General features: G+C 48.5%; 11 protein-coding genes. 4 read left to right on the top strand and 7 right to left on the bottom strand.

The window, feature by feature from the left end:
• Window positions 1-362 precede the first annotated feature (362 nt).
• Entirely contained in the window at window positions 363-2,291 is a 1,929-nt protein-coding gene (locus tag Pan54_RS06145; RefSeq protein ID WP_207310057.1) for a pyrroloquinoline quinone-dependent dehydrogenase, read from the top strand.
• A 485-nt stretch (window positions 2,292-2,776) separates the two neighbouring features.
• On the opposite strand, the gene Pan54_RS06150 is transcribed toward Pan54_RS06145, so the two are convergent.
• The 5 genes from Pan54_RS06150 to Pan54_RS06170 form a co-directional block, all read right to left on the bottom strand.
• A complete protein-coding gene (locus Pan54_RS06150) occupies window positions 2,777-5,284 on the bottom strand; it encodes a DUF1592 domain-containing protein (protein WP_146502668.1) in 2,508 nt (835 codons plus the stop codon).
• A gap of 2 nt (window positions 5,285-5,286) precedes the next feature.
• On the bottom strand, window positions 5,287-6,570 hold the full coding sequence (locus Pan54_RS06155) for a DUF1552 domain-containing protein (RefSeq protein WP_146502669.1): 1,284 nt from the start codon (window positions 6,568-6,570) through the stop codon (window positions 5,287-5,289).
• A 165-nt stretch (window positions 6,571-6,735) separates the two neighbouring features.
• Window positions 6,736-8,169: a DUF1501 domain-containing protein gene (locus Pan54_RS06160; RefSeq protein ID WP_165441612.1), complete on the bottom strand. Its 1,434-nt coding sequence runs from the start codon at window positions 8,167-8,169 to the stop codon at window positions 6,736-6,738.
• An 18-nt stretch (window positions 8,170-8,187) separates the two neighbouring features.
• Window positions 8,188-11,493 carry a DUF1553 domain-containing protein gene (locus Pan54_RS06165; protein WP_146502670.1) on the bottom strand — a complete coding sequence of 1,102 codons (3,306 nt, stop codon included), beginning with the start codon at window positions 11,491-11,493 and terminating at the stop codon, window positions 8,188-8,190.
• A gap of 679 nt (window positions 11,494-12,172) precedes the next feature.
• Window positions 12,173-12,925 carry an AraC family transcriptional regulator gene (locus Pan54_RS06170; protein ID WP_146502671.1) on the bottom strand — a complete coding sequence of 251 codons (753 nt, stop codon included), beginning with the start codon at window positions 12,923-12,925 and terminating at the stop codon, window positions 12,173-12,175.
• 147 nt (window positions 12,926-13,072) lie between these two features.
• On the opposite strand from Pan54_RS06170, the gene Pan54_RS06175 reads away from it, so the two are divergent.
• From Pan54_RS06175 to Pan54_RS06185, 3 genes are all read left to right on the top strand, one after another.
• Entirely contained in the window at window positions 13,073-16,120 is a 3,048-nt protein-coding gene (locus tag Pan54_RS06175) for a PSD1 and planctomycete cytochrome C domain-containing protein (protein ID WP_242631236.1), read from the top strand.
• Window positions 16,113-17,594, top strand: coding sequence for a DUF1501 domain-containing protein (locus Pan54_RS06180; protein WP_146502673.1), 1,482 nt, complete (start codon window positions 16,113-16,115; stop codon window positions 17,592-17,594). The genes Pan54_RS06175 and Pan54_RS06180 overlap by 8 nt, the downstream gene beginning before the upstream one ends.
• Window positions 17,595-18,087: 493 nt before the next feature.
• Window positions 18,088-18,846 (top strand): endonuclease/exonuclease/phosphatase family protein, encoded by a 759-nt coding sequence (locus tag Pan54_RS06185; protein WP_207310058.1) that lies wholly within the window; start codon window positions 18,088-18,090, stop codon window positions 18,844-18,846.
• Window positions 18,847-19,247: 401 nt separating this feature from the next.
• Here Pan54_RS06185 and Pan54_RS06190 read toward each other — a convergent pair whose 3' ends face one another.
• Window positions 19,248-21,446 (bottom strand): M56 family metallopeptidase, encoded by a 2,199-nt coding sequence (locus Pan54_RS06190; RefSeq protein ID WP_146502675.1) that lies wholly within the window; start codon window positions 21,444-21,446, stop codon window positions 19,248-19,250.
• The gene (locus Pan54_RS06195) at window positions 21,443-21,820 is read right to left on the bottom strand and encodes a BlaI/MecI/CopY family transcriptional regulator (RefSeq protein WP_146502676.1); all 378 of its coding nucleotides are present in this window, start codon (window positions 21,818-21,820) and stop codon (window positions 21,443-21,445) included. The genes Pan54_RS06190 and Pan54_RS06195 overlap by 4 nt, the downstream gene beginning before the upstream one ends.
• Between the last annotated feature and the right edge of the window lie 773 nt (window positions 21,821-22,593).

The raw sequence follows: 22,593 nt of genomic DNA on the forward strand, positions 1-22,593 counted from the left end.
ACCATTTTCCTTTTGCGGCTTTCAGAATACAACACTCAAGTGTCGCTTGAATTCAGTAATGCATAGAAATTATTTGTCTCTCCAATGCAGAAACCACACCAGTAAATGCCTGAAGTGTCAACGGCCAGACTAAATTCACCAAATTACATAATTGACATGCAATATTGATTAATGCTTGAGTCATAACTCAAGCAATCAGTCTGGAATCATACGGCACAGATGTCTCCATACATAGTCAACTTGAGTAGGGTATCGGACATTCCATTCAGAAACCCACAGTTGATATAATATGGTGTAGTCAGCAAAATCAATATTGTCAGGTGCGATTCCATGTCGCGTTAATTACTCCAGTTGAGGCAACAATGAATATCAATCACCTCTCCATTAAACGTCAAGTTCAACAGACGCGAACTCGTTCGCAGGCGATTGCTGTTATGCAGATCGGTCTTATTGCTGTTAGTCTGCTGAACACGAGTCTCGCGATTGCTCAGGAAAATGCCGACTGGATGACGGTTGGTGGCGATCGTGGAAATATGCGGTACTCGACTCTGTCGCAAATCAACCAGGAAAATGTTGCACAGCTTGACCTTGCCTGGGAGTATAAAACTGGCGAACTATCCAACGGACGTGGAAAAATTATTGAATGCACACCAATAATCATTGATGGGGTGATGTATGTAACAACGGCCTACCTGAAGCTTGTTGCCTTAGATGCCGCGACGGGAAGCAAACTGTGGGAATTCGATCCGCTTGAACATTCGGTCCAGTCATATCCGCTCGCCTCAGGAGGAGTTAATCGGGGAGTAGCGTACTGGTCGGATGGCCAACCGAACGGAGAACAAAGGATTCTACATGGGATATCAGCTGGATTATTGTATTCACTCGATGCAAAAACCGGTCAGCTTGATCCAGAGTTTGGAGAGCAGGGCGTCAAAGATTTACGCGAGGATTTTCAGGAGGATCTCTCAAAACTCGGATACGGTCCGACATCTGCACCAACAATTTGTGGTGATGTGGTTGTTCTCGGAGTTTCCTGTGGGGAAGGTCCTGGAGTTTCTGCTCCGGGAGATATTCGTGGATTTGATGTAAGGACCGGCAAACAATTGTGGCGTTTTCATACTGTTCCACGGCCTGGGGAATTTGGCAATGAAACCTGGGAGGGCGACTCCTGGAAAGATCGGGGAGCCGCAAATGCATGGGGCGGAGCGAGCAGCGATCCCCAACGGGGACTCATCTTTTGTGCGACCGGATCAGCGGCCTTTGATTTTTATGGTGGAGATCGAAAAGGGGAAAATCTTTTCGCCAATTGTGTTATTGCGATCGATGCGAAATCTGGAAAGCGGAAGTGGCATTTCCAGACTCTCCGACACGACTTATGGGATCATGATCTGCCGGTCTATCCGAATCTGGTGACGGTTATCCGTGAAGGCAAGTCCGTCGATGCGGTCGCTCAGGTGACAAAGACGGGATATGTCTACCTGTTAAATCGCGATACTGGCAAGTCACTTTTTGAGATTCAGCAAGAGCCGGTTCCAGAGTCCGATGTCGATGGAGAACAGGCCTGGCCGACGCAGCCGATTCCTGTCAAGCCGGCTCCTTTCGCGGCTCAACATTTTGATGAATCGAATGTGACAACAATCGGCGAAAAGAACCGCGACTTCGTAATTGAGAAGCTGAAAACGCTACGCAACGGACCGGCATTTAATCCGCCCAGTTTACAGGGAACGGTTGTCATTCCCGGCTTTCATGGTGGTGCAAACTGGTCGGGAGCCAGCTTTGATCCGGAAACTGCGATCCTGTACCTCAACTCGACAAATCTACCCAACATCATGACACTCGTTCCCGCCCCAGCCGGGTCTCCGTTTCGTTTTGTCCATAAAGGATACATTCAGTTTCGAGATCAGGAAGGGTATCCAGCGATCGCTCCTCCCTGGGGGTTGCTCAATGCCATCAATCTCAACACTGGTGAATATCTCTGGCGAACCGTGCTCGGTGAGTATCCCGAGTTGACTGAAAGAGGAATTCCACAAACCGGCACCGAAAGTTTCGGAGGGACCATCGTGACCGCAGGCGGACTGGTTTTCATTGGCGGAACGACTGATGAAAAATTCCGTGCTTTCGATAAATCGACCGGAAAAATGCTGTGGGACTATCAATTACCCGCAGGAGGATACGCGAACCCGAGCACTTACATGATCGACGGAAAACAATACGTAGTCATCGCAGCCGGAGGAGCCGGTAAGTTACGAACGAAAGCCGGCGAAAGCTTCATGGTGTTTGCACTCCCTTAATTGCAATCAGTTGACAAAAAACGTATCCCTTCGATTTTTCACGACAGTTAGAAATATTTCGATGAGTTCTCGACAGTTGATGAAATACCCGACATCTTATCGTTTAGTGAAAACTGAGATCTGCTACAGAATTAAACCCTGTTCCAATATGAAACCGGATATCCTGTAACATCTTGAAAAGGACCTTCGGGGTGGCGTGCGCTCGACTTCAGTGGAAGCTCCCGGAAGTTCAACGATTCGGGGGGCTTCACTTCGAGAGCGCCTCCGCCACCAAAGTTAGATTGTTTTCCGGTTTTCATTTGAAATACACTGCAGTGGATGGCAAAAGTCACTCACAGTCCAAATCGTGATGACAATCGATTATAAATCTACCTCATTGTGGTATTTATGGACCGCGCAGAGGTGAAAACGATATGATCAATCCGATCTACTGGTTAATCGCCAGAAAGCCTCCGAAATTGCCATAGCGTGGCAACGTGATTGGTTCAGCGAGAGCGAAAGGTATCGGATGTCAGGACTTCGACGACAATGGATTGAAGCCCGTAGTGATCGGCTTTGACACGTTCCAGGATGTCTTCAATCTCGAACTGGTCCGAACGTTCCATGTGCCGACCAGTTGAGTAGGTAAGCAGTTTTTCAATGAGGCTACGAGTGAATAAATCAAGGCGAGTTTCGATCAAAACCTTCTTGAAACTATCAAAGTCTTCAAACGTTTCTCCTGACGGAAACTTGCCCGTTGGATCGACTTTGGGTGATTTGGAGCCAGCGTACTTATCTCGCCAGCGCCCGATAGGATCGAAGGATTCCAGGGCATGACCATGTGGATCGATATTTCGATGGCAGACGAAACAGGTTTGATCGGTACTGTGCTTGGCTAGTCTTTCACGGATGGTTTTCGCACCACTAACATCGGCATCGAAAGCTGGAACTTCATCTGGTGGTGGCGGAGGGATGGTTCCGAGAATATTTTCCATCACCCAGACGCCACGAGTCACAGGGGAGGTATCGACTCCATTGGCGCTGACGGTTAACACGCCAGCCATTCCAAGGAGCCCACCACGCTTTTTGTTATCCGTCAGGCTGACACGTTGAAATCCGTCCGCCAGCCGAAGTGTGTCTTTCTCTGGTAACTGGTAAAGATTCGCTAATTTCTTATCAACGAATGTGTAGTCAGAATCGAGAAAATCGGCCACCGATCCATTCTCATCAAGGAGGGTCCTGAAAAAGAGTCGAGCTTCCTGTTTCATCGATTCGGGTAAATTTTGTGCGTAGTATTCCCAAGCCTCTTTTCGTGGCGGTGGCAGATCGCCAATCGCTCGCAGATTGAGCCAGCTATCGAGAAAGCCGTTGACGAATTCCTCAGAACGGGGATCACTGAGCAGACGACGCACCTGCTTCTTCAATTCCTCTGTCTCTGATAAGCGGCCTGATTCGGCAGCGGCAAAAAGTTTGTCATCAGGCGGAGCCGTCCACAAGGTATAAGAAATGCGGGAAGCGAGGTCATACGGCTGGAGTTCACGTTCCTCTTCGGGAGTGATCTCGCTGAGGTAAAGAAAAGAGGGCGAGCACAGGATCATCTTCAAGGTATCGAGTGCTGCCTGGCGTGGTGTGGCTTGCTCGGATAATCGTTGTTGATAAAGAGCTTCAATCCGATTTTGATCGGCTTCATTAAGCGGACGCCGATAGGCATGTTTTGCAAAAGCAAACAATTGCTGCATCGCACGAGCTTCCTGAAAGCCTTCGCTTCCAAAGACCGCGATTTCTTCTTTGCTTCCCCCCGGTTCAACAATCGGCCCATGAACTTTGATTTCGCCGATCTTGATATGGGGCAGCTCCCCTTCACGAAGCAGGGTTGTGCGACTGACCCCATCCTGCGGCTTCTTGAATTCGTCTTTATATCGTTTGTTGGTGGCGATCACTGATGCCCGTGATTCATAAGGACCATTCGGGAAGATGAAACGAGGCGTCTGCCCCGCTTCGAGCCAGACACGAAATGTCAACCACTCTGGCTGGTCATCCGGCACGATTGCACTTGCCAAAATCGGTTCGATCGCCTGGGGATAATGGATGTGTCCTTTTGTGACATCTCCGGGAACGACAGCGAGTTGAAAGGGTTCCGAAAAGTCGATGCGAAAGATTTTGGGATCGTAATGCGTATCTCGATGCATCGCTTGAGCATTTACTTCAATATCGTAAAGCCCGGAGACCGGCACACCTTCCAGAAAATCCTCGATGTGGCCATAGCCGCCTTGTCGTGTATCGGTATTGGGCTGTTCGTACAGACATAGAAACTCGTAATTAAAAACACTTCGGTGAGAATTTGAGAGTTCTTCATACTGCTTGAAATTGTCGGTGAAGTGCCACGACTGTGGCTTCATCTCAGATCTTCCCAGTCGAGCCTCGACCAGTCGCGTGGCTGCTTCAAAATATTGATCCAGCAGGAAACCAGATGTGACCAGAGACTCGCCGATGTTATCCATGTGCTGGCTGGTATTTTCCTTTGGGAAATCAGCCGTAAGCCCGAGTGTATCGACACGGCGGTTGAATAGAACCGCCAGTGTGTTTTCATATTCGCGATTGGAGAGTCGGCGCATAATGGTGCGTGACCCTGAGCTTTCGAACTGACTGCGCGCTTCCTGGATACGATCTCGCAGTGCAGTGACAAGCATAACTCGCTGCTCATCACTCGGCTGTTCCGCATCTTCAGGCGGCATTTTTCGGAGAGTGACCTGATCAATGATCTCATCAGCGGTGATCAGATGCTGAAGCGATTGAATCGGAAGGGCAAATGATTCGAATTCACGCTCGCCCTCTGATGTGCTGGCGTTGTGACAATCAAGACAGTGCATATTTAGAAAACTGGCAACAAAATCTTTGTCTTTAGGATCCGTTTCAGCCGCGAATATCGATGAGGAGATTGCTATAGAAAAGGCAATGACACAATTGACTCTAAATATTGCTGCTCGAACAAATTCAAAAAAATGCATATTCATGGTTACGAAAAAGTTCCGGTACTCGTTCCGAAGGATTCTTTCTGGACGCCCATGCGCTGAGCGATGTCCAGGAAGAGATTGCACAACGGAATCTTGCCGGGGCCGCTGGTCGGTGCCTGCTTAAACTCTCCTTTTCCGTAGCCACCACCAGCCACAATAATCGGCAGGTCTGAGTTGGTGTGAGAGTTGGCGCTGCCCATGCCGCTGCCGAAGAGGACCGCTGTCGAGTCCAATAGCGATTGCTCGCCGTCCTGAATTCCAGCAAGGCGGGTCAGGAACTTTCCGTACTGCTCCAGTTGATACTTTTCGAGCGTGACAAGGTGGGCAATCGTTTCTTCATCGTTGCCGTGATGCGATAAGCCGTGATAGGACTTATCGATCCCCAGATGCTGAGGCAAAAAGCTGCCACCAATTTCGAGAGTTGCGATGCGTGTCGAGTCTGTCTGCAATGCGAGTGCGATCAACTCATAAAGCATTGGGAGATCTTCGACCGTGTTTTTGTCAGCTGGCTTATCGAAAGGTGCTTTCGGCTTGGGTTGATCTGCCCAACGTTGGCGAAGCTCTAATCGTTTTTCGACATCGCGAATCGAACTGAAATATTCATCGAGCTTCGCTTTGTCTTCTGTGTTAACTCGCTTGGAAAGAGCCCCGGCTTCCTCGCGGATTGAATCGAGAACAGAAGCCTGCAAAGAGTTTGCCTTCACTTGCTGTTTGTGACGTTCTTCAGAATCGGTGACAAACAGTCGATCAAACAACTCTGCAGGTCCCGTGATTGGCGGAACGCGAACACCGGACTTAGTCCACGAAAGTTGACAACCGCCATGGATACCACCTTCCGAGCCGACCGTTAACGATGGGAATCTCGTTTGATTGCCTACTTCATCAGCAATGAACTGATCAATTGTGACGTTGCCATCTGCGCGGTTTTTTGACTCGTGATGCAGCAAGCCCGATAAAAACGTATGCACTGCGAAGTGACCTCCGCGAAGACCATGGTCCAGGCCACGATAGACCGTAATCTGGTCGCGATTCGCAGCCAGAGGTTTCAGTAGTGGCGTTTCTTCATACGCTTTCCCTGTCGTCTCTGGAAAGAAATGCTTCTGCTGAAAGCCGAGTAGGTTACCCACAGCAACAAACCGGCGAGCACCAGTACCTGCACCCTGAGACTCTGCGATCTCTGAGCTCTTAATATCCGCCCCTGTCACCAATGATGGCAACCCCGGCAAAGCGAGAGAGACGGCAGCTGATCGAAGAATGAAACGTCGACGATTGATGGAATTTTTCATAATTGAATAATAGCCGATGCAGACAATTTATAAAACATTTATTTATTGGAAAACTCGCAGGTTCCCAAAGAGGCAAATCCATTCACTACAATCATCTTTTTCAAATCCAAGTTCCTTCAAAGAACTTGGATTTGTGAAAAGTCTTGGAATTCATGTGATAATTTCTTAGACGACCCGTGCGGGACGATTCGCAGTGATAACTTGTTGCTGGTTGCCATGTGTGTAAACAACCTGCTCGTGATTCAGGCCAAACTGGTGCATGATCGTCGCTTGGAAATCGTTTGGAGTAACGATGTTCTCGACCGCGCGGTGGCCAAACTCGTCGGTTTTACCAAATGTCATTCCGCCGCGAATTCCACCGCCCGCCAGCCAGATACTAAAGCCCTGCCCATTATGATCGCGGCCTGCCTTCTCAGGGGATCCATGATCTTGAGTGACTGGCAGTCGTCCAATTTCTCCACCCCAGTGGACCAGTGTGGAGTCGAGCATTCCGCGTTGCTTCAAGTCTTTGACCAAAGCTGCGACAGGTTGATCGGTCTTTTTGCAGATCGATGCCAGTCCTGTTTTAATGTTGCTGTGGTTATCCCACGGCTGACCGCTGTGAAACAGTTGTATGAAGCGTACGCCTCGTTCAACAAATCGGCGGGCTAGCAGGCAGCGCGTGCCATAATCGCGTGTTTCAGGTTGATCCAATCCATACATCGAATGGGTCGATGCGGTTTCCTGAGAAATATCGAGTGCATCACTGGCTGCCGTCTGCATGCGGGCCGCTAGTTCGTAGCTGGCTATTCGAGCTTCCAGGTCAGATTCCCCCGGGTGATCCTCCAGATGCTGCTGATTGAGAGATTGCAAAAAGTCAAGATTCTGACGCTGAAACGGACCGGATAAATGCTTAGGAGGCTGTAGATTGAAGATACGTGGTTCCTTCGGTCGTAGCACTGTCCCCTGGAACATGGACGGCATAAAACCGTTGCTCCAATTCGTGACTCCGTCGACAGGATGACCACCCGGGTCGGACAAGACCATGAATGCAGGCAAGTCCTGCGTCTCACTGCCTAATGCATATGTCAGCCAGGAACCAAACGTAGGCCTGCCCAAGACGGCAGGGATGCCGCCGTGAAAATATCGGATGGAGACTTCGTGACCATTTGCCCCTGTGTGCATGCTGCGTATCAGGCAGAGATCATCGACGATGCCTGCGGTGTGAGGAAGCAGTTCGGAAAGTTCGGTTCCGCTTTCTCCGTATGGCTGAAAATGAAACGGGCTTCCGAATAATTTTTTACTCGCTTCGTTGACGAATGAAAACTGGATGTCGCCCGAGTAATCCATACCATGATGTTTGCTCAATTCGGGTTTCGGGTCCGTGAGATCCATGTGTGCTGGCCCACCATGCTGGAATAGAGAAATCATCGCTGTCGCCTGAGGCTCAAAGTGGGGGGCTCGTGGTAGGAGATCGTTGTGTGGTTTGTCCTTCAGGACAGGCGGTTTCGCGGTCGCCGATTCACGATTCAACATCCATTGCAACGCGACAGCACCGACACCCATGCCGGTCTGCTGTAGAAACTGGCGTCGAGAGTTTATTGGTAGGTGAGAATTCATGACCGGACTGCTCCGTGTTTATTCGATATAAAGAAACTCATTGGAATTCATCAGCATTTGACAGATGTTGACCAATACCTGTTTGCCCGGTGTGCGATTTGGGGCTGTGCCTGCAGAATGATGAGTCATCAACTTGAGTTGCTGGCTGGCAAACTCCATTGACATCTTCAATTCATCTGGGCTGGGAGAGCGTGCCAAGATGAGTTGCCACGCCGCAATTATCTGGGCTGGCAACTCGGAAAAATCATCTGCTGGCCCACGAAAAGCGGTGATAGAATCATGAACGACCGCATCCCCGCCAACGGGCGTGAATGTCAGTTTAACTGGCCAATTGAACGAGTCTGAGTTTTCATTTTCCAGACAATCGACGACCATATCAATTGCTTCGCCAGCCTGGACCGTAAAAGTGGTTACATTTGTAGGGGTCGAGTTGTTCTGCACTTGCCAGAGACCCCTCTGGCCGCCAGATGAAAAGACTCGACCGCGGACACCGTCGCCATTTTCGCTGCCATGTTGGAGAGTCCCGGCAATGCTGACTTGTCCATCCGTTGGAGCAGTCCAACGGCGCAGTGCCGGAAGTTTCCGGTTGCCAGGATGACCGCCGTTGGCGTTGAGGATCACCCAACCAAACACTGAGTCGGGAGCCTTCGGTCCACCTTGCCAGGAACTCCCTGTGAAGTGCGGTAGATCAACAAATTTGCTAACAGTTCCTGTTTCCTCGTTCACTTCACCGGTTCCATAACTCCAGATTGGTGAAGGTAATTGGGAAAGGTCGAACTGGATTGTTTGCTGAGAGTCCATCGCAGCAAGTTCAATCGTTCGATCGGCAACCAATCCAGCCTGCTCTAGCACAAACTCGCCATTGAGCATCATTAATGATTGTGGTGCGACCGTTGTGTTAGATCGCACGTCGCAATTCACCTTCATCACAGGGGCATCAAAAGCCTGCAGCATACCGACTGGCTGACTGCGACGAATTTGCGCATACAGACTCCGCCTCGGTTGCTTACTGTCAATCCTGACCTGCCCGGTTTCATCTTCAGCTACTTCAACCGGAGGGCCATAAAGCTTGGGATTCAGACTTCCTGAAGCCAACAGTATCGAATCGCGAAGAATCTCCGCTTCTACACGCTGCAGTGACTTCCTCCAGTAATACTGATTATCAGCATCGATTGCCTCACCTGAAGGATGCCGAAACGAACTTTGTCGCCATGCAGTTGATGTCAGAATCTGTGTATGTAAATGTTTCAGGCTCCAGCCGTGATCTATGAAGTCGCGTGCGAGCCAGTCGAGGAGTTCAGGATGTGTCGGTTCACTGCCCAGCTTTCCAAAATCTCCCGGTGTTGCCACGATTCCGCGTCCGAAATGATGCATCCAGATCCGGTTAACAATTGCACGAGCAGCAAGAGGATTTTCAGGGTTGGTCAGCCAATTTGCAAAAGCAAGTCTTCGGCCTGTGGTCGGCAACTCCGGGGCGTTGTTCGGAAACGTGACACGCTCTCCTTCTGCCGCAGCAACGGTCAAACCGGCTGGTACAACAACTTGTTTGGGCTGGTTAAAATCACCTCGGTGGAACAGATGCGTGACAGGCTGATGGTTGGGAGGTTCGATTAACGCCATGATGAATTGCTCGACCGGTTTTTTCGCCCGCAGCTCAGCAATTTGGGCATCAAATTTCTTCAACTCTTCGGCTGCATCTGGGCGGTACTGGTAAAGCACTCCAGCAGAAATGTTGATGCTCGGATTACTGGCGAGCAACTTGGTTTGCTCCGTATCGCGATCCTTCGCTGGGGTTTCGTATGCGGTTCGTAATTGCGACTGCAGCGGTTCTTCGTACTTCAACAATTCCTCTTCGAAGACTTCCTTGATAAACGCTGCCTGTTTAGTCGCTTTTTCTGCAGCGATCTGTTTGACCTCCTCTTCAATTTTTGCGGCTTCGGCTCGATCTTGTTCGGTTGAGAGTGAAATTAAGCGTGCTGCTGGCGGCTTCCATGCTTTCCAATCCAATGCCGGCTCAAAAACAGCTCGTAAAGCGAAATAGTCTACTTGGGAAATCGGGTCATAGCGGTGGTCGTGGCATTGAGCACAATGCACACTCGACCCTAGCAGCGTCGTGCCGACAATCTGTAGCGTATCCGCGATGGTTTTGTTGCGGGCTTCGGGGCTGTTGTCGCCGCTACCAGTTCCGTCCGCTGCCATTCGTAGAAAACCAGTTGCTGTTAGAAGTTCAATCTGACGCTCTGTCAAATCGCCGACAATCGGTCCAGCGAGTTCGTCTCCGGCGAGTTGTTCAATGATCAACTGGTCGAAGGGTTTGTCCGTATTGAACGACTTGATGACATAATCGCGATAACGCCAGGCCCATTCTCGACTGCGATCCGCGACGGTGTAGCCATCACTGTCGGCGTAACCAGCAGTGTCCAGCCAATGTCGTGCCCAACGTTCACCGTAATGTGGTGAAGCCAGTAACTCTTCAATTAACTGATCGTACCAATTGGAATCTGCATGTTGCTGCCATTTGTTGATCTGCTCAAGCGTGGGAGGCAGGCCAATTAAAGCATAGTAGGCCCGCTGGATGAGCGTGAACCGATCAGCATCTGATGAAAAGGTCAAACCCTCCGGCATTGCGTTGGCGATCAAGGCATCGATTGGCGTTCGGATGCGTTCGTCTGTGGAGAATTCCGGAATTCTTGGCCGAGTAATTGGTCGATATGCCCAGTAATTACGTTCCTCCTCGGTAATCGGAATTCCCGGCCCGATTTCCTCGGATTCGGCACGGAGTGTTGGTGCTCCTTGCCGAATCCACTCTTCCAGGATTGCGATCTTCTCTGGCGAAACCCGAGACTCACCGGGTGGCATGTCGCCCTCATGAACACGTTCCAACAGCAGGCTTGAAGCAGGGTTGCCAGGAACAATTGCCATTCCCGAATCACCGCCGGATTTCATAAATCGCACAAGTCTAAGATCGAGACCTCCTTCCAATTCGGCGGTCGCACCGTGACAGTCAAAACAGTGCTCTCGGAGGATCGGTCGAATTTCCGTTTCAAAGTAAGGTGGCTCTGACGCCGAGATCTCAGCAAACGGAAGTGAGATGAAAAACAACCAGATGATCCATTCCTGGTGATGTATTGAAAATGTTGACGATGCCAGCATGGCGTCAAAACCTAAGGTCAGTGGTGAGGAAGGCAATTCAGGTGGGATTGGACATCCAATCGGAAGAATTGAATTATGACAAAGATCGCGGATAATATCAACAAGAACTTGTGCGAACTCGTTATCGTATGTATCGAAATAATTCGATGCATACTGGCTTATAGAGAACATTCGTTAAGGTCAAAGCTTTGCTCGATTTGTACCCCTGATTCTGCTCGTTTGATCATCTCGATTTCTGCCCTGATCTGTGTGAAATCTCGTACAAATCGCTTTGCAATGAATGTGCTCGACACTGGAAAATCGGTTTAAAGGAAAACACCTAAACCCTGTTCCAATTGAAAACCGGATTTCCTGTAACATCTTGAACAGAACCTCCGGGGTGGCGGGGGCGCTCCGCTTCAGCGGAAGCCCCCGGAAGTTCAAAGATTCGGGGGCTTCTCTTCGAGAGCGCCCCCGCCACCCGCGTTTGATTATTTTCCGGTATTCATCTGAATGATAACCAGTGTTCTTAAAAATCGTTGAACTTCTCCGGTTTTCATTTGGAACACGGTATAAGTGGCTGGGATTTGATTCCAGTGCTCCCACGGAGCCTTCTTCGGCTGCGACTCCAGTCAATAACTATGCCGTTTGAGAAATTCGTTTTCCAGACGATGAGGCCCGAGTTTGATTCGACGGTCCTGCCTTGTCGCGAAACCATACAGGTTCATGCTTCTCTTCTGGTAAAATTCATCCGAGCATGTTGACTGGACTGCAACAGCAGTTCATAAGAACTCTGTAACTTCAGTCCGTAGCCCCACGGCTTCGGTCAACTTCTGTTGATCTCCGACTTTCGGCTTCTGCTGATCGTAATTCAGTTCCTGAACTTTTTGCGGTAAGCAGCAGGTGTCATACCAGTGACCTGACGGAAGCGTCTGGTCAAATGGCTCTGGTCAGTAAAGCCTGATGCGGCAGCAATCTCAGCCAGACTGCGCGAGGTTGTAGTCAACATACGTTGAGCGCTTTGAGTTCGAATTGCCCTGAGATATTCGAGGGGAGTCTTATGCAGTAACTGGCGAAAACGTCGATTAAAATGAGTTGAAGAGATTCCGGCCAGTTGGGCCATCTCCTTCATATTGATCGATTCTGCAAAGTTTTCTTCGATAAATGTGATGACTGGCAATAATTCGTGAAAGTGCCGTGCTAATTCTTCGCGATCTTCAATTCTGTACATTGCACCCGCAAGCCCGACCACATCCCCTGAGATATTAAACAATGGCGTTTTGGTGGAAACATACCAACGGGGAGTGCGTCTGCGGTGAAGCACCAGCCAGACCTGACCGGGCAAAGCCTTGCGGCTTTCCATCATCCGTTGATCTTCATCCATGTACGCCTGAGCAAGCGAGGGGGGATGAAAATCTCGATCACATTTTCCCAATGCCTGTGATTCATCCGTTAATCCATGGTTCTCTAAAAATAAATGGTTCACCTTCACAAACCGACTTTGACAGTCTTTGACGTAAAAATATGTTTGTGGCAGGGCATCGAACAGCGAAATCAAGGATTCCGCCAGAGGATTATTCTCAAAAAACTGTGACTGGAAGTTATGCGGTGAATTATCTGTCATGGTCAAAACATACCATAAATGCGAAGCGTTATTCAAGACACTGTTTAAATCCTTGATAAAGTATATGAAATAGAAGTATCCAATATTGTCTTAAAGAGTTACGCAATAATGAAATTATTCATGCCTGTAAAATTGATTCTATTGCTCATGATATCAGCCCTTCTGTGTTCGCGATCCGAGTCATCCGCTGAAGAGATTCGCTTCAGCCGAGATGTACTGCCGATTCTTTCAGACCGTTGTTTCCATTGTCATGGCCCAGACGAGTCTCACCGAGAAGCAGATCTTCGTCTGGATCTCAAAGAAGACGCCTTTGCTGATCGAGGCGGATATGCGGTTATTGTTCCTCACAAAATCAGTGAGAGTGAACTGATGACACGAATTACTACGGATGATGAGACACTGTTGATGCCTCCTCAGGATTCTCACCGTAAGCCTCTTACCGATGCTGAAGTCATGATCTTGCGAAAATGGATTGAAGGAGGGGCACACTGGGGGAAGCATTGGGCCTATGAGAAACCGATTCGTCCGGTGATCCCTGACCGGGCACAGCATCCGATTGACTATTTCGTAACCACGCGTCTCAAAAAAGCAGGACTCTCCTTATCATCGCCAGCCGATAAGCGAACGCTGCTTAGAAGAGTCTGCTTTGACTTAACGGGCCTACCTCCAACATCCAAACAGGCTCAGAAATTTTTGAGTGACACATCCGCTGACGCCTATGAGCAGCTCGTCGAGAGATTGCTGGCCTCGGACCATTATGGTGAGAGGATGGCAATGTGGTGGTTGGATGCCGCTCGTTATTCCGATACGGATGGATTTCAACAGGATGCCACTCGGACAAACTGGCCGTGGCGCGATTGGGTTATTCATGAATTCAACAGTAATCAGCCGTTTAATAAATTTATCCGTGAACAATTTGCTGGCGATCTTCTTCCCAACGCATCAGACGAACAAATTCTCGCGACCAGCTTTCATCGTCAGCACATGACAAATGGGGAGGGTGGCCGAGACCCTGAAGAATCTCGGATTGATTATGTTATCGACCGTGTCAATACCACCGGCACTGTCTTACTGGGTCTGACACTGGGGTGTGCGCAGTGCCATTCTCACAAGTTCGATCCGATTACTCAGGAGGACTATTACAGTCTGTTTGCTTTCTTCAACAATATCGATGAAGACGGAAGTGCCGGGCGGAAAGCCAAACCTTATTTAGAATATTCATCTCCTTATGTCGACAGAGCCGTAGCCGAAGCCGAACAGTTAGTAGAATTCAGGGCGAAAAAAGTAGACTCCGTAAAAAAAAGAGCTGAACAGGAATTTGCAGTTTGGTTAGATCAGCTTGTTCAACAAACGGAAAAGGAATATCAAGGTTGGACAATCATTCAGCCAGGCCGGCTGGAATCTGTAGCAGGCACCGTTCTCGATCATGTTGGTGATGGGATCGTCCAAACTTCCGGGCCACTCCCGCGGCAAGATGATTATCTTGTATTCGTTAACCATGGTCACACTCGAATCACAGGTATCCGACTCGAGATCTTTCCGCATGCCAGCCATACTTCCGGAAAGTATACGCGGGGAGAGAACGGCGAATTCATATTGACTGACATCAAGTTACAAGTTCATCAAAAAGGTCGATCGCAACTGCAGGATATTCAAATAACCAACGCAATCGCTGATGCCGAACCTCCAACCAAAGGTCGTCGATATGGTCTTATTAAAGACACATTAGATGACGATCCACGCAACGGCTGGACAACAGCAGGCATCGAAGAAATCGTTCCTCACACTGCAGTCTTTGAACTTGGAGATCCTCTTTTTTTGGAGCAGGGTGAAGAATTGGTCGTTGTTCTGCTGCATCGATCGACAGAAGGCAATGCCAACATCGGACGATTTCGAGTCTCCGTGACTGATCAACCCGGCCAGGCAGTTCGTAGCTTAGAGCCGATGCCTCTCGAAAAACTCGCATTAGCAGAGGTGAACTCCTCAGCGGAAGTGAACTCTGAGTTACGCAGTGAATTGTTTGCTCAGTTCCTTGTGGATCACATAGAGTTTCAAGTAGTCAATGCTGCTCTGGAGCAGGCGAAGAATCAGTTGTTGCAGGTTAAAAAAGCAGCCGGCAAGCTCAATGTGATGGTTCTGTCCGAAAAAGCGGAAAAGCGGGAAACTCACATTCTGGAACGAGGCGTCTGGGATAATAAAGGGAAGATTGTTTCTGCCGATGTGCCCTCAGCCATCATGTCGCTTTCTTCCGAGAATGAGCTGTCACGTTTGGATTTAGCGAACTGGATTGTCTCCCCCGAAAATCCCTTGACCAGTCGGGTTATCTCGAATCATTTATGGCAACTTTGCTTTGGAGCCGGACTGGTAAGAACGCCTGATGATTTCGGATTGCAGGGGGAATTCCCGAGTCATCCAGATCTACTCGATTGGCTTGCCTTAGAGCTCGTTGAAAGTGACTGGAACTTGAAACATCTCTTAAAAGAAATTGTTACCAGTCAGACATATCGACAAAGTAGCAATGTCTCAAAAGAGCTTTACGAAATGGATCCAGAAAATCGATTATTGGCACGGGCCACCCGCTTTCGCCTGCCCAGTTGGATGATCCGAGATGCGGCTCTGCTGTCCAGTGGTTTGTTAAATCCAGCCATTGGTGGCCCCCCTGTTATGCCGTATCAGCCGGAAGGAGTCTGGAAAGAAATGTTCATGGGACGTTTTGTGTATGAATCCAGCCAAGGTCCAGCACAATTTCGAAGAACCATTTACGCGTTCTGGAGACGTTCAGCCGCTCCAACCTTTTTGTTCGACAGTGCTCAACGCCGCGTCTGTGAGGTCGGTCGCAGACTCACAAACACGCCACTGCATGCACTGACATTGCTAAATGATCAGACTCAGTTGGAGGCCTCTCGGGAACTTGCACAATGTATCATGAAGGATTCAGTTTCTGTTGAACATCAGGTCGATCAGCTATTTCAACGTGTGCTGACACGCAGTCCGACAGCGGAAGAACAGGCCATTCTAATTCGGGAATTCGAACGCACAAATGTTTATTACGCGAAGCATCCTGACGACGCGAAAAGGCTTCTTAACTTTGGTCAACCCGAAAATCAGGATGATTCCCAGTATGTGGAGCAAGCGGCCTTAATGGTTATAGCCAGTCTCATTTTTAATCTTGATGAAGCGATCAGTCATGAATAATTCAAAAAATCATAATCTAAGCCCATTATGGCTGCAGGCTCGACGATATTTTCTAGGACAAGCCACTTCTGTCAGCTTAGGGGCGATGGCTTTACAGTGTTTGGAAAACAATAGTGCCGATGCAGCTGCTAAAATAAATCCAGCAATTGGTCTTCCGGAATTGCCTCATCATTCCCCCACAGCGAAAAATGTGATCTTCCTTACACAATCGGGGGGACCGTCCCAGATTGAGTTATTCGACGACAAGCCAGGCCTGAAGGAATGGGCAGGCAAAGAACTTCCGGAAAGTGTACGTCAAGGACAACGCCTGACGACAATGACAGCCAATCAAAAACAGCTTATCATGCCTTCTCGCACGAAGTTCGACCAATACGGTGAGAGTGGCGCGAGCCTGGGAGAATGGCTTCCGTATCTTTCCAAAGTCGCCGACGATCTGTGCTTCGTCAAGTCGATGGTCACCGATCAGATCAATCACGCCCCGGCGATGACGAAATTCTTAACAGGACATCACTTGGCCGGACGCCCCAGTTTAGGGGCCTGGACCAGTTATGGATTGGGGAGCGAGAATCGCGATATGCCCGATTATCTTGTTCTGATTTCGCAAATGAAGCGCCCATCCGACCAACCTCTTTACGAGCATTATTGGGGGAGTGGTTTTTTGCCATCGCGTTACCAGGGGGTGAAACTGAGAAATGCCAAGGATCCGGTACTTTACCTGAAAGATCCGGCTGGGATGCCACGAGAAATTCGACGCTCGATGTTGGATGGAATTGCCGAGCTCAATCAAAAGCGTTTGGAACTGACCGGGGATCCTGAAATCGAGACGCGCATCAGTCAGTACGAAATGGCCTGGCGTATGCAAAGTAGTGTTCCCGAAATGACAGATCTGTCTGATGAGCCGGAATCAACTTTTGAATTGTATGGACCGGATTCCCGCAGGCCGGGAACTTATGCGGCAAATTGTATTATGGCTAGAAAACTTATTGAACGAGGGGTTCGATTCGTGCAATTGATTCATCCCGATTGGGATCATCACAGTCGACTCAGTTCGTGGTGCGTTGCTCGCTGCCGAGATACAGATCAGGCGAGCGCTGCCCTGGTAACAGACCTGAAGCAGAGAGGGTTACTCGACGAAACACTGGTACTATGGGGAGGAGAATTCGGCCGGAGTGTTGCTGGCCAGGGAAAGTGGGATAGTCCGGAAGGTGGTCGGGATCATCACCCACGCTGCTTTACGATGTGGATGGCTGGAGGAGGGACTCAACCCGGTTTGACTTTTGGGACCACGGACGATTTCAGCTATAACGTCGCCGAAAATCCCGTCCATGTACGCGATTTGCACGCAACGATACTTCATCTGTTAGGAATCGATCATGCGCGGTTCACCTATCGGAACCAGGGATTGGACTTCAAGCTAACAGGCGTGGAAGAGTCTCGGATTGTCCATGAAATACTGAAAAACCGCCCTAGATAAGAAATAGAGTCCCTGTGAGTACGATGGCATGCCTCAACATGCTTACGGGCTGAGTCACTTCAAACTTCATCTCCAATCCAGCAACAGCAGCAACGAGAGTTGTTCCGCTCCATACCGCGAGTGGGCTATGTGACCAGTGAGATGGTTCTGGCTGATAGGGATCAATACGATTTCCAAGAGCGGGTGAACTCTGATGTTGGACTGACTCCGGGCAAGCGGGAAAGCGATGGAAAGTACAGACAACGACACATCACTGAAGGCGCTTAGAAGATATCGATCTTCCTTCATCGATGATTTAGAGATCCAGGCGAGAGGCATCTTCCAGCAGATGAGTGTGTTCTCATTTCAATTCTCTGTCTCCGAAGTGTTTGGATAATCCTTGCTTTTTGATTTTATCGCACCGAAAATGTTCGAATTACTCAAAAAGAAAGTGATGTGATTGATGTTAACGACAATTCGACATTGGACTCTTGTAATTCCTCTTTTGTTCTTGATGTCCTTTCAATCTGCCAACGCACAAGCTGATGAACCGCTAGTCCTCCGGGTCCTTTGCTATAATATTCATTATGGCCAAGGCATGGACAAGGTTTACGATATCCCTCGGCTGGCGAAGGTCATCGAAAAAGCGAAACCCGATCTTGTCGCTCTGCAGGAAGTTGATGTCGGAGTGAGACGATCAGGTCAACTCCACGAGGCTCGTCAACTGGCTGACCTTACCGGCTTGAAAGTTCGGTTCGGTCCAACACAGCACTATGAAGGGGGACTTTTTGGAAATGCCATTCTGTCTCGCTTCAATTATGAAGACGTTCACATTCAGCCACTGCCTTACACAGAAAGCACCCCCGAACAGACCACCTATCCGCGAGCAGCTATTTCGGTGATTGTACGTTTACCAAACAAAATGCCGGTGCGGTTTATCAGCACACACTTTCAGCACAATGTTCCTGAAGACCGTGTCGCTGAGGCAAAAGCAATTAATCAATTCTTTGACGACAGGTCCATCCCAACCATCCTCGCAGGAGATATGAATGCTAAGCCAGATGAAGAGCCAATACAGATACTTCAACAAGAGTGGATGAATGCCATTGATGAACAGAAACAGCCATCTGCTCCTTCACAAAACCCTCGTTCTCGTATCGATTACATTTTCTATCGTGGCTCTTCACTTAAAATGATAAGTTCTGAAGTGATCGATGAATCAATCGCATCCGACCATCGGCCAGTACTTGTCGTGTTTGAGATATCGAAGTAAGGAATTCCTTATTGGTGGACTCCCACCAGCCTGCAGGATGTCACACTTTTATTGTTTGCCGTAATGAAAGTCGTTGGTCTATCGCAGGCACATTGGTCTACCATCGAGATTATGCAACCCGTCGTTTGATTTGCAACGATCCAGAAGTGTTTTCGTGCAAGCAGAGCATCTGCACTCAAATATCCTGAGCAATTTCGAGATCCACCAATAGGTGATGCAGACGGTCTGCCATACAGTCTGGACTTACTTCCGATATGGATTCCCGTTCGTCAGCGTTATGATGAGCTCACCCGACCTGCAAAAAAAGCCCGACTAATTGAGAGAGCCGGGCTTTTGAATGCATGTGCGTTCCATGACGGCATTGATTGAACAAGTTGTCCCATACCTAATTCCTGAAGTTATCAATCAGGATCTTTGATGACGTATGGGGCAATCATCAGGTAAACACATTCTTTCTGCTTTTGATCGGAATAACACTCGATGAGAAAAGTTTGGGAATCTTTCAATTCTTCGGAAAAATGGAGACAGTGCGCTGTCACGCTGGGAACCTGAATAGAGGCTTTCCTTCCTTGCACCGTTGAAGAAAAAGTTTGAACATCATCAATGGAACTGCAGTCGTAAATTCCACTGAAATGGATTATGGAACTATCTGCTGCAAGGGTTGCTCGACAGGTCAATTTTACCCCGTCTTCAATAATTCTGATCTCTGGTTCTAATTTTCCTGATTCATTCCTGGAAACGCCAACGACAAATGGACGTTGGACAATATCGGAAATGGTTGCTTTTTGCCCGTTGAAGAGTGTCACCTTAGGGGCGAACCAGATATTGGATCGTTCGTCTCCCTGAGCCGCCTGGATATATTCAAATGCCTGTTTTGTGGTCAGCACTGTTGTCCGAGGAATAAGAAAGTGCTCGTCGTTTGGCGTGCTCTTCTCATGTTCTGAACCCGATGGTCTCACGGTATTATCTTCCTGTTTGTCCCATTTGATTCCCAAGGAATCTGCAATATTCTTACTCACTACAATAAATCGGGCTTCGATGGTGATCTGACTGAGTCCACTTTTCTGCCAGGCATCGACTTGAATACCGAATTCCTTATGAACTGTTTCTGGCCCGTTTACAACAAGGTGCAAATCTTTCCAGTTGGCCGTCGGCTTTAGCTGCTCTGGTATTAAGTGCTCTGGATTTTCCTGATGCATTTCAAGCGGAACCGGTGGCTGGATGCATTCAAAGAAAAAGTTTACCTGGGCTACCAGCAATTTACGGGCGTCTTCGTCGGTGATTCCTTCCTGTTTAGCGATACCATGCAGAGCTTCGTCCATCGAATAGACAATGACCTTAAAGGGTTCGGTTTGATCGTATGATGGCTGGCAAGGAAAAGTAAAAGAGCCGGTGTTAGTCGATAAATAATCCTCAATATAATGTTCAGCACTTGGTTGCTTTGCATTCGTTAATCCACAAGCGGCAATAACAACAATGGTCGTAAATACGACTGAGGTCACAGCGGCGTGACGTTTGATTGTCGCACGATGCAGTGCATGCAATCGATTCGAGACCGATCTTTTTTGAACAGAGGCCGAAAATAATCCCAGAATGGAAACGGGCAAAGAGACTTTCCAACGCGAACTGAAATGAGGCCGCTGTGCTAATGTCAGGAGTAATTCGCTGTACTCTCTGCAATAGTCGCGATTCGTGTTTTCTTCAGGAGACGAACTCATCCAGTGTAAGACCATCGCATCGCAAGTTTGTTCACGCAGGCTGCAATACCGCGTGACTGCAAGCCAGTAGATTGGATTCCACCAGTGGAGAATTCGATTTGCAAACAGTCCCCAATTGATGGCAACGTCCCATCGGCGAACATGCGCCAATTCATGTAGCATGATGAGTTTGAGTTGTTCGTCGTTCAGCTCGATAATGTCTGTCGGCAGTAATAACCGGGGCCGAAATGCTCCCATAATGGAAGGCTGGGAAACGCCATCAAAAAGAATGACAGGCAGCTTGCGACGAACACTGGCCTGTTCACAGCATGATATCCATAATCGCAATAAGCGTTCATCCTTAGAGATGGGAGATTGCTGGACCTTTCGAGCAAACCGCCAGTGAATGACAAGCATCCGTGTAAAAATCGCCACTGAACCGCAAAGCCAGATCAGTGGTAAATATTGCAGACTAATTACTAATTCGAGGATTGAAATGAACGATGTGAAGAGATACTCGACAACTCCAATCGTGGGGGCCGCCGTTTCGACGGATTTGGTAATTTGCCATTCAGGCCAATCCAACAGTTCCTGGTTTGGTGTGGATGCTGCAACATAGGCATCCCGTCTCTCCATATGTCGAGGTGCCTCATGGACGGAAGACACGAAAAAGTTTTGAAGACTCACTGTACTCTCGGGAGCAAAAGGCATCGCCAGACGAATCAGCACCAGTCCCCACAACAGTCCCATTTGCTTTGATGTCAGCCAGCGCCGGAAAAACAGATTGATTGCCAGAACGAGGGCAGCGACTAGCCCAGCTGCAATCGCTGAAGTGATAACAATGATTAACATTTCTTCTGATGAGTTTTCGACCCAATTTAAAGCAGTCGTGAATCCATTCATTTCTGAGCCTCCTTCTTATCGAGAATGCGACGAAGATCTGCAATTTCTTCTGCGGAGAGTTTTGTGGTTTGCATAAAATGAGCGAGTAACGGAGCCGGCTCGCTTTCAAAGACACGCTGCAAAAAAGAACGGCTGGCCTGTTTAACACAGTCCGCGCGACGGACGCAGGACCGATAGACATAGCGGTTCCCCTGCTGTTCGAAAGTAAGCACTTTCTTTTTCACTAAACGATGCAACATCGTTTTAATCGTCGCAGCTGCCCAGTCGGCCTGATCCGCCAGTTGGGCAACAATCTCCTGCGACGTCAACGGCTGCTCTTCCCACACAACATTCATGACCTGCCATTCGGCATCTGAAATCGAAACATGAGCCATTTTGAATCCTCCTTTAACGTTTACATGTGTAAATAACTACAAGTGTAAACGTTGTCAAGGCGGATTTTCTATTTTCAGTGTGACGATCTTCAGAATCACTATTTCATTTTGTGCTGAATTGAAATTTGATTTCGAATCCAGTACCACAATATTCTTCCAAACACTTGTACCGTTCCGCTATATGGGGGGGGGATTTCAGGGGCACGGTGATTGGAACGCAAGTCTGACGTTGGAAGAATTCCAGGCTCACATAGTCAACGTGTCGAGCCAACATGACACACAATGGATCTAAAGCATATTCAAAAACACCTGCAGCGTTCGGCAGGAGCAAACTCAGTGTTTTAAACCATTTGATGTCCATACGACTGCAGAAATCATTTGAAAATGGTCTAATGGCTTCAGAATGCAATGATGATTTACTTGGGAGATTTCGATGTCAAAGGTTTTGAAATGCCCAGCCAATGCCTTAAAATATATGAACCGACTTGCAGACACTGAGGGATTGAAAACCTTCAACTCCCATTATGAGATTACAATTACTTGAGAATATATTGCTCGTCTGACCGCAGCGAATGTCGCCAGTGAAATCCTCAAGTGTTCCATTCGTCGGGCTATCGCAAGATGCGATGATACCTTGATCATAGATGCCTTGATTATATTTTAGATTCTATAGCCGTTTCAAAGAATATGTAACGTGTGATTGACTGGAAATATAAGGCTCAAACCATCAAAAGCCGCTACAGTAAACTGCAGTAAAAACACATTATCTGAAA

This window comes from Rubinisphaera italica (assembly GCF_007859715.1).
Classification (GTDB): domain Bacteria; phylum Planctomycetota; class Planctomycetia; order Planctomycetales; family Planctomycetaceae; genus Rubinisphaera; species Rubinisphaera italica.